At 71.4% G+C, this 12028-nt stretch carries 7 protein-coding genes; all 7 read left to right on the plus strand.

The window, feature by feature from the left end; translation table 11 throughout:
• Nucleotides 1–1123, plus strand: a 1123-nt coding sequence (dpgC, locus tag H5J30_RS07165) for a (3,5-dihydroxyphenyl)acetyl-CoA 1,2-dioxygenase DpgC (protein WP_181786313.1), incomplete at its 5' end; no start/stop codon positions are given.
• A gap of 140 nt (nt 1124–1263) precedes the next feature.
• The gene (locus H5J30_RS07170) at nt 1264–2073 is read left to right on the plus strand and encodes an alpha/beta fold hydrolase (RefSeq protein ID WP_181786314.1); all 810 of its coding nucleotides are present in this window, start codon (nt 1264–1266) and stop codon (nt 2071–2073) included.
• 249 nt (nt 2074–2322) lie between these two features.
• Nucleotides 2323–2976: a response regulator transcription factor gene (locus H5J30_RS07175; protein WP_026276449.1), complete on the plus strand. Its 654-nt coding sequence runs from the start codon at nt 2323–2325 to the stop codon at nt 2974–2976.
• Between the two features lie 9 nt (nt 2977–2985).
• Nucleotides 2986–4287 (plus strand): sensor histidine kinase, encoded by a 1302-nt coding sequence (locus H5J30_RS07180; protein WP_181786315.1) that lies wholly within the window; start codon nt 2986–2988, stop codon nt 4285–4287.
• 150 nt (nt 4288–4437) lie between these two features.
• Nucleotides 4438–4668, plus strand: a complete 231-nt coding sequence (locus H5J30_RS07185) for an MbtH family protein (RefSeq protein WP_181786316.1) — start codon at nt 4438–4440, stop codon at nt 4666–4668.
• A gap of 43 nt (nt 4669–4711) precedes the next feature.
• Entirely contained in the window at nt 4712–6826 is a 2115-nt protein-coding gene (locus H5J30_RS07190) for an ABC transporter ATP-binding protein (RefSeq protein ID WP_181786318.1), read from the plus strand.
• Nucleotides 6827–7361: 535 nt separating this feature from the next.
• On the plus strand, nt 7362–12028 hold a 4667-nt coding region (locus tag H5J30_RS07195; RefSeq protein WP_181786317.1), incomplete at its 3' end, for a non-ribosomal peptide synthetase.

Below are 12028 nucleotides of genomic sequence, written 5' to 3' on the forward strand. Positions count from 1 at the left end.
CAACCATGTCGACGCCGTCTACGACCGGCTCACCGACGGCCGCACCACACCCCTCCGGCTCGCCGACCTGGTGCATGCCGCGGCCCTCGCCTACCCCGGGCTCGTACCCACCGCCGGGCAGCTGGCCGCGGAGCGCGACCGGCTCCAGGCGGACAAAGAAGGTCACGAGATAGACCAGGGCATCTTCCTGCGGGCGGTCCTCGCCTCACCCGTCGCCGGCCCCCACCTGCTCGACACGATGCTGCGCCCCACCCCTCGCGCACTGGAGCTGCTGCCGGGGTTCACCGAGACCGGGCTGGTCGACACCCACTCCGTCCGGCTCGAACGGCGCGACGGCGCCGCGTATCTGACGATGCACCGCGACGACTGCCTCAACGCCGAGGACGAGCAGCAGGTCGACGACATGGAGACCGCCGTCGACCTCGCACTGCTCGACCCGGGCGTCCGGGTCGCCGTGCTGCGCGGCGGCGAGATGACGCATCCGCGCTACCGCGGCCGGCGCGTCTTCAGCGCCGGCATCAACCTCAAGAGCCTGCACGCGGGCGGCATCTCGCTGGTGGGCTTCCTGCTCCGCCGCGAGCTGGGCTACATCCACAAGATCGTCCGAGGGGTGCGCGGCGCGGGCGGCGCGCCCTGGCATGCCCGCACCGTGGAGAAACCCTGGATCGCGGCAGTCGACACCTTCGCCATCGGCGGCGGCATGCAACTGCTGCTCGTCTGCGACCACGTGCTCGCCGCCTCGGACGCCTACGTGTCCCTGCCCGCCGCCCGGGAAGGCATCATGCCGGGCGCCGGGAACTTCCGGCTCGGCCGGCACACCGGCCCGCGGATCTCCCGGCAGGTCATCCTCCAGGACCGCCGGCTGCCGGCGACCGACCCCGACGCGCGGCTGGTGCTCGACGAGGTGGTCGAACCGGCACGGCTGGACGACGCGATAGCCGCCGCCGTCGAACGGCTCGGCGGCCCCGCCGTCGTGCCCAACCGGCACATGCTGAACCTGGCCGAAGAGCCGGCGGACGAGTTCCGGCGCTACATGGCCGAGTTCGCGCTCCAGCAGGCCCTACGGATCCACGGTGCGGACGTCGTCGGCAAGGCCGGCTGGTTCACACGGCGCTCGGCATGATCGCCGCCCCGCGGCAGCCGGACGCCCCGGCTGCCGCGGCCGCGTCCGCCGGGCCGAGGGCCCGCCGCCGACAGCTCTGCCACCCGAGGACCACCGGCCATCGAAGGACCGCAGGCCGACGAAGGAAGGGAGCCGGCCCGATGCCGACCGCCCGCATCAACGGGATCACCCTCGGCTTCGACGACTACGGCACCGGCCCGCCGGTCGTCATGGTCACCGGCACCGGCGCCCCCGGACGGATCTGGCGCACCCACCAGGTGCCGGCCCTCACTGCCGCCGGCCACCGGGTGATCACCGTCGACAACCGCGGCATGCCCCCGAGCGACCCGTGCCCCGAGGGCTTCACCCTCGCCGACATGGCCGCCGACACCGCCGGCCTCATCGAGCACCTGGGCCTCGCCCCGTGCCGCGTCGTCGGCTTCTCCCTCGGCGCGAGCATCGTGCAGGAACTCCTCCTCGCCCGCCCCGAACTGGTGCGGCAGGCCGTCCTCATGGCCCCCACCGGGCGCGCCGACGGCCTCATCTCGGCCATGACCGCCGCCGAACTCGACCTCTGCGACAGCGGCGTGAAGCTGCCCCCGCGCTACGCCGCGTACGTCAACGCCCTCCAGAACCTCTCCCCGCGGACGCTCAACGACGAGGCGACGCTGCGGGACTGGCTCGACGTCTTCGAGATGACAGCGGTCGACATGTCGGCATTCCGCGGTCAGCTGGAACTGCAGACGACGGGCGACCGGCTCGGTGCGTACGCGCACATATCCTGCCCGTGCCTGGTCATCGGCTTCGGCGACGACCTCGTCATCCGACCGCACCTGTCGCGCGAGGTCGCCGCCGCCATCCCGGGCGGCGCGTACGTCGAGATCCCCGGCTGCGGCCACTACGGCTACCTCGAAAAGCCGGACACCGTCAACGCGGCCGTCCTCGACTTCTTCACCGCCGCCCCGGCCTGAGCCCTGCCGGCCGGGCCGCCACCAGCAGGCGGGCCCGGCCGGAACCCGTCCGCCGAAACCCCGGCCTTATGCCGGCCCGCGCTAATCTGAAGCCGGTTCGAACCGAAAAGCACGGGGACACGACGAAGTGAAGCGCTGTGACCGCAGTGTGACGCAAGGTGGGGGATCGTCTGTCGTGATGGCCGTTCCCGAACGCCCATCCGCCGCATCCTCACCATGCGCCCGCGAGACCGCCGGCAGGTGCCGCTGATGAGGGTTCTGGTAGTCGAAGACCACGCTGAGCTGGCCGACTCGGTGGCACGGGTGCTGCGCCGGGAGGGTATGGCCGTCGATGTCGTGTACGACGGATCCGACGCGCTGGAGCGCACGATGACCGTCGACTACGACGTCGTCGTCCTCGACCGCGACCTCCCCGGCGTCCACGGCGACGACGTGTGCAAGGAACTGGTCTCCCAGCCCCACCACGCGCGGGTGCTGATGCTCACCGCGTCCGGGACGATCATCGACCGCGTCGAAGGACTGAACCTCGGCGCCGACGACTACCTGCCCAAACCCTTCGCCTACGCCGAGCTGGTCGCCCGGCTGCGGGCCCTCGCCCGCCGCGCCCAGCCCGCCGTACCCCCCGTACTGGAGCACGGCGACCTGCGGCTCGACCCCGCCCAGCGCTTCGCCACCCGCGGCGGCGAACGCCTGACCCTCACCCCCAAGGAACTCGCCGTCCTGGAGTGCCTGCTCTCCGCCCAGGGGCGGGTGGTGTCGGCGGAGGAACTCCTCGAACGCGTGTGGGACGAGGCGGCCGACCCGTTCACCACGACGGTGAAGACCACGATCAACCGCCTGCGCTCCAAGCTCGGTCTGCCCCCGGTGATCGAGACGGTGCCGCGGAGCGGCTACCGGATTTGAGGTACGCACATGGGGCTGTCGAGACTGCACCTGACCGTCCTGAAACGCGTCGGCGCGATGTCCGCGCAGCTCACGCCCCGCCGGGTCCGGGTACGCCTCACGCTCCTGTACGGTTCGCTCTTCGTCCTCTCCGGCGCCGTGCTGCTGGCGATCACGTACCTCCTCGTCGCCCGCCCCTCCGGCGGCCTGGTGACGTTCAAGGACGTGCAGTACGGCTCCTCCCGGTCCTCCGCCCAGGCGGACACCCGCACCTACCGGCTGGACGAGGATCTCGGCAGCCAGGAGGGCGGCATCGTCGAGGAGATGCGCCAGCAGGCGTGGCACCAGCGGGAGGCGATGCTCGACCGGCTGCTCATGCAGTCGGGGCTCGCCCTCGCCATCATGTCCGTCATCGCCATCGGGCTCGGCTGGGTGGTCGCCGGCCGCGTCCTGCGCCCGCTGCGCACCATGACGAGCACCATCCGCCACATCTCCGCACGGAACCTGCACGAGCGCCTGGCGACAGGTGGCCCGCCCGACGAGCTGAAGGACCTCGCCGACACCGTCAACGGGCTGCTCGGCAGGCTGGATACCGCACTCGAATCCCAGAAGAGATTCGTCGCCAACGCCGCCCACGAGCTGCGCACGCCCCTCACCCTCGAACACGCGCTGCTGGAGGAGACCCTCATCGACCGCGGCGCCACCCTCGAATCCTTCCGCGCCAACTTCGAGCGGCTGCTGACGATCAGCAAGCAGCAGGCCACCCTCCTGGAGTCCCTCCTCACCCTCTCCAGCAGCGACCGGGGTCTGGACAACCCGGAACCGCTCGACCTCGCCGCGCTCACCCACGAGGTCCTGCCCGCGTTCCGGCCCGAGATCGGCCGTCGTGAACTGGCCGTCGCGTCGGCCATGGAACCGGCCCGCATCTCCGGCGACTCCGCCCTCATCCACCGCCTGGTGGCCAACCTCCTCGACAACGCCATCGACTACAACGTCCCGGGCGGCAGCGTCGAGATCGCCACGGGGGTACGGGACGGGGGCGCGTTCCTCTCCGTCCGCAACACCGGCGGCGCGGTGCCACCGGACCAGGTCGAGCGCCTCTTCAACCCCTTCCAGCGGCTCCGCCGCACCGCCGGCGACGGGCACCACGGTCTGGGTCTGTCGATCGTCCGCTCCATCGCCACCGCCCACGACGCCACGCTCACCGCCGAGGCGAGATCCGGCGGCGGGCTTGCCGTGACCGTCGCCTTTCCGCTGCGCGACGACGGGCCGGGGGAGAACGGCCGGGTGGCGGGGTTCGCGGCGCCCGGCGCCGCCCCGGCCGATTTCTGAGACGCTCCTTTCCGTTTCCCGCGAATAACGCCCGTCCAACTGCTGACAATTCACAGTTGGACACCTTCGGGTTGTCCAACCTTGTCGCCTTCTTCCCGCCTGGTTAGTGTGTATTCCGACTTGAGGGAAACCCCACCGACGGGAGCGGTCATGGCGAATCCGTTCGACAACGAGAACGGCACATTCCTGGTCCTGGTCAACGATGAGAACCAGCACTCACTCTGGCCCGCCTTCGCCGAAGTCCCCGCCGGCTGGAAGCCCGTCTTCGGCGAGGAAAGCCGCAAGGCATGCATGGACTACATCGAGGAGAACTGGACGGACATGCGGCCGAAGAGCCTCATCGACGAGATGGACCGGCACGAGCAATCGGCCGTCCGCTAGGACATCCCGGCCCGACGACGAGCACTGGAGGTAACTCGTGGCCATGATTGGCGGCACCGGGCCGGTCATCATGCGCGCCGGAGGGCCGGATTCGGTCACCAGACAGAAGGTGAAGAAGGGTACGGCGAAGCGCATCCTTCCCTACACCCGACCGCATCGACTCAGAATTTCCGTACTGTTCGGGGTCACCGCGCTCAACGCGGGAATCGTGGTCGCCGTCCCCATTCTCTTCAAGTACCTCATCGACAACGGCATCATGCCGCGGGACACCTCCGTCGTCGTCTGGATCTCCGTAGCCGTCGCGGCCCTGTCGCTCCTGCAGACCGTCGTCGGCTTCGCCGAGGCATGGCTCTCCGGCAAGGTCAGCGAAGGGCTCATCTACGACCTGCGCACGGAGGTCTTCGACCACGTGCAGCGCCAGCCGCTCGGCTTCTTCACCCGGGCGCAGACCGGTTCCCTGGTCAGCCGGCTCAACACCGACGTCGTCGGCGCCCAGCAGGCCCTGACGTCCCTGCTGTCCACCGTCGTCTCCGCCGGCCTGACCGCGCTCCTCGTGCTGGGCGCGATGTTCTACCTCTCCTGGGCGATCACGCTGATCAGCCTCGTGATGCTCCCCCTGTTCATCCTCCCCGGCAAGGTCGTCGGCCACCGGCTGCAGCGCGTCATGCGCGAACACATGCAGGTCAACGGTGAGATCGGCGCGTTCATGAGCGAGCGGTTCAACGTCACCGGCGCGCTGCTCGCCAAGCTCTACGGCCGGCCCGAGACCGAGAACGGCATGTTCGCTGACCTCGCGGGCAAGGGCCGCGACCTCGGCGTCCGCGCGTCCGTCTACTCCAAGCTGCTGTTCCTGTCGATGATGCTTGTCGGCTCCCTGTCCACCGCGCTGGTCTACGGGCTCGGCGGCGGCCTCGTCATCGAGGGCGTCTTCCAGATCGGCACCCTGGTGGCCCTCGCCACCCTGCTCACCCGGCTGCTCGCGCCCATCAACCAGCTCTCCGGCGCGCAGCGGGACATCCTGATGGCGCTGGTCAGCTTCGACCGGCTCTTCGAGATCCTCGACCTCAAGCCGCTCATCCGGGAGAAGCCCGACGCCCGCGCCCTGCCCCGGGCCGCCGCGACCGGAGCCGGCGCACCCGGAGCCGAGGCCGGCGGGGCCGAGGCGAACGGAGCCGGGGCGAACGGGTCAGCGGTGAGTGCCCCGGAGATCGAGTTCTCGGGTGTCTCCTTCCGCTACCCCTCCGCGGCGGACGTCTCCCTCGCCTCCCTGGAGTCCCTCGCGGGGCCCGCACCCCGGCGCGGCGAGAGCTCGTGGACCCTGCGCGGCCTGAACTTCACTGCCCCCGCGGGGAAGCTCACCGCCCTCGTCGGCCCCTCGGGCGCCGGCAAGACGACCATCACCCACCTGGTGCCCCGGCTCTACGACCCGGGCGAGGGGGTCGTGCGGATCGGCGGCCACGACCTCCGCGACCTGACGCTGGCCTCGCTCCGCGACACCGTCGGGATGGTCACGCAGGACGCCCACCTCTTCCACACCACCATCCGGCAGAACCTCCAGTACGCCCGCCCGGACGCCGCCGAGAAGGACATGGTCGAAGCCTGCAGGGCGGCCCAGATCTGGAGCCTGATCGAGGCGCTGCCCGACGGCCTCGACACCCTCGTCGGGGACCGGGGCTACCGGATGTCCGGTGGCGAGAAGCAGCGCATCGCCATGGCCCGGCTCCTGCTCAAGGCGCCGCCGATCGTGGTCCTCGACGAAGCGACCGCCCACCTGGACTCCGAGTCCGAGGCGGCGCTGCAGCGGGCCCTCAAGACGGCGCTCACGGGCCGGACCTCGCTGGTGATCGCCCACCGCCTCTCCACCATCCGGGACGCGGACCAGATCCTCGTCATCGACCAGGGCCAGGTCCAAGAGCACGGCACCCACGACGATCTTCTCGAACTCGACGGGCTCTACGCCGAGTTGTATCGCACCCAGTTCTCCCGCCAGCCGAAGAACGGCGACGCCCCGGTGCCGGAGATGGCACCGATGCCGCCGAACGCCCCCATGGTGGACGGCCCCCCGCAGGGAATACTCATCGGTCCCGGCCCGGGAATGGGCCCGGGCCCCGGAATGGGCGGACCCGGCCCCGTCCTGCATGGACCGGGACCGCGCTAGACCCACGGAGTCCGCCAATCGCAGGCAGAGGACGGCGCAGAGTCGTGCAGTCCCCCATCGCCCTTACCGACGTCGCCCGATTGAGCCAGTGGAGACCTCAGGAATGTCTGATTCGCGCAGCCCTGCCCTGCCAGTGGTGCACGTGACGCCGTGCCCCGCCGGCAGCACATGGGATCTCCGTTTCATGGACGGCCTCGATCTCGTGGCGCACCTGGAAGCGCCCGCGGCCAAGGCGGCGGCCGTTGCGGCGGGATTCTTCCACCGAATGACGGGTGACCGGGAAATCGCGGTCGTCGTCGAAGGGGAGACACCCGGTGCCCTGCGCATCGAGGTTGCTCCGAGGAGCACGCTCGACGTCATCCAGCGGCGGGCCGAGGGAATGCTCGCCTCCCTGCCGAATTCCAGCCGGGCAGACAGCGGAGCGATACCCGAGCACGAGACAGAGTGCGTGATATCTGGTTCCGCCGTTCCGGATTCGATATCCGAGCCGGCGACAGCGGCGCTGAGACAGATGTTTGTGAGATTCGCGGAGCGCATGAGCGCCGGCCCGGACGCCCGGGTGGGCGACGTGGATCTGCTGGGCACGGGGGAGCGGGCGTCAATGGTGTCGGGGTGGAACGAGACGCGCCGCGCGGTGCCGTCCGGGGCGGTCCTGGACCGGTTCGAGGCGTGGGCACGGCGCACGCCGGGCGTGTGCGCCGTGCGATGCGGCGTGGACACGGTGACGTACGCGGAGCTGGATCGGCGGGCGAACCGGTTGGCACGGTATCTGCGGCGGCTGGGCGTGGGCCGGGAGTCGCGGGTGGGCCTGTGTCTGCCGCGCGGCGTGGAGATGGTCGCGGGGATACTCGCGGTGTGGAAGGCCGGGGGCGCGTACGTGCCGCTGGATCCGGCGTATCCGGCGGAGCGGTTGGCGTTCATGGCCGCCGACAGCGGAGTCGCGGTGGTGCTGACGGCCGGTGCCACGGCGGGGGTGGCATCGGAGCCGGCGAGGCGCGCGGTGTCCCTGGACGATGCGGCGGAAGCCGTCGCGGCGGAGTCCGCGGAGCCGCTGGACACGGCGCTGGAGCCGGGGCAGTTGGCGTACGTGATCTACACCTCCGGGTCGACGGGGCGGCCGAAGGGCGTCGCCGTCCCGCACCGTGGCGTGGCGAACCTGGCGGAGATGATGCGTCCGGTGCTGGGGGCGGCCGGGGGTGTGACGGCGTTGCAGTTCGCGTCGTTCAGCTTCGACGCCGCGGTGCTGGACGTCGCGGTCACCTTGGCCGCGGGTGGGACGCTGGCGATCGCGTCGGATGAGGAGCGGGTGGAGCCGGCGGCGCTGGCGGAGATGATCCGCAACTCCGGCGTGTCGGTGGCCAGCGTGGTGCCGTCCCTGATGAGCGTGCTCGACCCGGCCGCGGTCGGGGGCGTACGGAACTGGGTGCTGGGTGCGGAGTTGCTGACCGCGGACCTGGCGTCCCGCTGGACGCGGCAGGCCCGGGTGTGGAACACGTACGGCCCGACCGAGGCCACCGTCATCACCACCGCCACCCCCCTCGGCCCGGGCATCGCCCCGGCCGACCCACCGCCTCCGATCGGCCGCCCTCTCGGCAACGCCCGCGTGTATGTGCTGGATGCCCTGCTGCAACCCGTACCACCGGGTGTGACGGGGGAGTTGTACATCGCCGGTGCCGGACTGGCCCGCGGCTATATCGGCCGCGGGGGACCGACCGCGGAGCGGTTCGTCGCCTGCCCCTTCGAGCGGGGTGCGCGGATGTACCGGTCGGGGGACCTGGCCCGCTGGACGGCGGACGGCGAGCTGGCGTTCGCGGGCCGCGCCGACGAGCAGGTGAAGATCCGCGGTTTCCGTATCGAGCCCGGCGAGGTGCAGTCGGTGCTCGCCGCGCATCCGCGGGTGTCCCAGGCGGCGGTCGTCGTGCGGGAGGACCGGCCGGGTGACAAGCGGCTCGTCGGCTACGTCATTCCGGCCCAGGACAGCGTGGACGCGGATGACGTGTTCGAGTTCGCCGCAGGTCGGCTGCCCGAGCACATGGTTCCCGCCGCCCTCGTGGTCCTGGACGTGCTGCCGCTGACCCTCAACGGCAAGCTCGACCGCGCCGCTCTGCCGCCGCCCGCCCACAGCGGATCCGCGCGCGGGCTCGCCCCGGTGACACCGCTGGAGCAGCGCATGTGCGAGCTGTTCGCGGAGGTGCTGCACATCGGGGACGTCGGCTCCGAGGACAACTTCTTCGCCCTCGGAGGCGACTCGATCCGGTCGATGCTGCTGGTGTCCGCCGCCCGCGACGCCGGCCTCGCCCTGACCACACGGCAGGTGTTCGAGGGCCGGACACCGGCCGCCCTGGCGGCCGTCGTCGCGTCGACCCACGGCGCGAACCACGCGGCAGCGGAACCGGATGCCCCACTGTTGCACCTCGACCCGGAGCAGCGGGCGGAACTGACGGCCGCGGTGCCGGGCCTGGCGGACGTGCTGCCGCTCTCGCCGCTCCAGGAGGGCCTGCTCTTCCACGCGTTGCACGACGACCAGGCGCCCGATGCCTACGTCGGCCAGTTGGCCCTGGACGTGGCCGGTCCGCTGGACCCGGGCCTGGTGCGGCTGACGTGGCAGGCGCTGCTGGACCGCCATGCCGCCCTGCGCGCCGGATTCCGGCAGCTCGCGGGAGTGCCGCGGCCCGTGCAGGTCGTCGTCGAGGACGTCGCACTGCCGTGGCGCGAGGAGGATTTGTCCGGGCTGGGCACGTCGGAGGCACGGGCGGCGGCCGAGCGGATCGCGGACGCCGAGCGCGCCCGGCGGTTCGACCTGGCGCGCCCGCCGCTGCTGCGGGTGGCGCTGCTGCGGCTCGGCACGGAGCGGTACCGGATGGTGCTCACCCTCCACCACATCGCCCTGGACGGCTGGTCGTTGCCGATCGTCCTGCGCGAACTGTGGGCGCTCTACGCGGCTGGCGGCGACCACGCCGCCCTTCCTCCTGTGACACCGCACCGCGAGCACCTGGCGTGGCTGGCCCGGCAGGACAAGGAGGCCGCTGCGGAGGCATGGCGGCAGGCCCTCGCCGACGTGGACGAGCCGACGCTCGTGGCGCGGGCCGACCAGGACCGCGGATCGGCCCCCACCGCCAAGGTCGTCGCGGAACCGGGCCCCGAACTAACCGCGGCGCTCACAGACCTGGGCCGCCGGCGCGGCCTGACGCTGAACACCGTGCTGGAGACCGCCTGGGCGATGGTCGTAGGGCAGCTCGCAGGCCGCAGCGACGTCGTCTTCGGCAGCGTGGTCACCGGCCGCCCGGCAGAACTGCCGGGCACGGCCGACTTGGTCGGGCTGTTCCTCAACACCGTTCCCGTGCGGGTACGGCTGCACCCGGGGCAGACGATCGCCGAACTGCTGGACGCGGTCCGGGCACAGCAGACCGCGCTCCTCGACCACCAGCACCTCGGCCTCGCCGACATCCAGCGCCTCGCCGGGCCTGGCGCGACGTTCGACACCCTGATGACGTTCCGGAGCTACGGTGCCGGCGCGAGCGCGCCGCCGGAGCCGCTGCGGCTCACCGGGTCCCGGCTCCGCGAGTCGACCACGTACGCCCTGGCCCTGGGCGTGGAGCCGGACGACGGGATGAAGTTCTGGCTCGACTACAGGCTGGACGCGTTCGACGAGCGGTCCGCGCGGGCCGTGGCCGACCGGTTCGTCCGCGTACTGGCGCAGCTGGCCGCCGACCCGCTCACCCGGGTCGGCGACATCGACGCGCTGGACGCCGGGGAGCGGGCGTCGGTGGTGTCGGGGTGGAACGCGACGGAGTTGGCGGTGCCGGAGGGGTCGGTGCTGGACCGGTTCGAGGCGCGGGCCAGGCGGTCGCCGGAGGTGGTGGCGGTGCGGTGTGGGGCGGACGCGCTGTCGTATGGGGAGTTGGATGCGTGGGCGAATCGGTTGGCGCGGTATCTGATCCGGCTGGGTGTGGGTCGGGAAGTGCGGGTGGGGCTGTGTCTGCCGCGTGGTGTGGAGATGGTGGCGGCGATTGTTGCGGTGTGGAAGGCCGGGGGCGCGTACGTGCCGTTGGATCCGGCGTATCCGGGGGAGCGGTTGGCGTTCATGGTCGCCGACAGTGGTGCGCAGGTGGTGTTGAGCGCGGAGGACCTGGTGTCTGCTGCGGAGGAGTCGGGGGAGCCGCTGGGCACGGTGTTGGAGCCGGGGCAACTTGCGTACGTCATCTATACGTCGGGTTCGACCGGCCGCCCGAAGGGCGTTGCTGTGCCCCATCGCGGTCTGGCGAATCTGGCGGAGGCGATGCGTCCGGTGCTGGGGGTGGCGGAGGGTGTGACGGCGTTGCAGTTCGCGTCGTTCAGTTTCGACGCCGCCGTCCTTGACGTCGCGGTCACGCTGGCTGCGGGTGGGACGTTGGCGGTTGCCTCCGACGAGGAGCGGGCGGAGCCTGCGGCGCTGGCGGAGATGGTCCGTAGCTCCGGGGTGTCTGTGGCCAGTGTGGTGCCGTCGCTGCTGAGTGTTCTCGACCCGGCCGCCGTCACCGGGGTGCGGAACTGGGTGCTGGGTGCCGAGTTGCTGACCGCCGACCTGGCGTCCCGCTGGACACATCAGGCCCAGGTGTGGAACACCTACGGCCCGACCGAGGCCACCGTCATCACCACCGCTGTCCCGCTCGATGCGGGCATCGAGCCGCACGATGCGCCTCCGGCGATCGGCCGCCCGATCGGCAACATGCACACCTATGTGCTGGATGATTTCCTGCGGCCCGTACCTCCGGGTGTCACGGGTGAGGTGTATATCGCGGGCCCTGGTCTTGCCCGGGGTTACATCGGCCGCGGTGGGCTGACCGCGGAGCGGTTCGTCGCCTGCCCCTTCGAGCCGGGTGCGCGGATGTATCGCTCCGGTGACCTGGCCCGGTGGTCTCACGACGGTCTGCTGCATTTCGTCGGCCGTGCCGACGAGCAGGTCAAGGTCCGCGGGTTCCGGATCGAGCCCGGCGAGGTCGAAGCCGTCCTCGCCGCCCACCCCGACGTGACGCAGACCGCCGTCGCCGTCCGCGAGGACCGACCCGGCGACAAACGACTCATCGCCTATGTGACCGGCGACGTCGACGCCGACGCCGTCCGGGACTTCGCCGCCACCCGGCTGCCCGAGCACATGGTCCCCGCCGCCATCGTCATCCTCGACACGCTCCCGCTCACGCCCAACGGCAAGATCGACCGCAG

This window comes from Streptomyces phytophilus, assembly GCF_013870535.1.
GTDB classification, from domain to species: Bacteria; Actinomycetota; Actinomycetes; order Streptomycetales; family Streptomycetaceae; genus Streptomyces; species Streptomyces phytophilus.

Coding starts and splice junctions, on each gene's coding strand:
- H5J30_RS07170 (WP_181786314.1), top strand. CDS start 1,264: ATGCCGACCGCCCGCATCAACGGGATCACCCTCGGCTTCGACGACTAC.
- H5J30_RS07175 (WP_026276449.1), top strand. CDS start 2,323: ATGAGGGTTCTGGTAGTCGAAGACCACGCTGAGCTGGCCGACTCGGTG.
- H5J30_RS07180 (WP_181786315.1), top strand. CDS start 2,986: ATGGGGCTGTCGAGACTGCACCTGACCGTCCTGAAACGCGTCGGCGCG.
- H5J30_RS07185 (WP_181786316.1), top strand. CDS start 4,438: ATGGCGAATCCGTTCGACAACGAGAACGGCACATTCCTGGTCCTGGTC.
- H5J30_RS07190 (WP_181786318.1), top strand. CDS start 4,712: ATGATTGGCGGCACCGGGCCGGTCATCATGCGCGCCGGAGGGCCGGAT.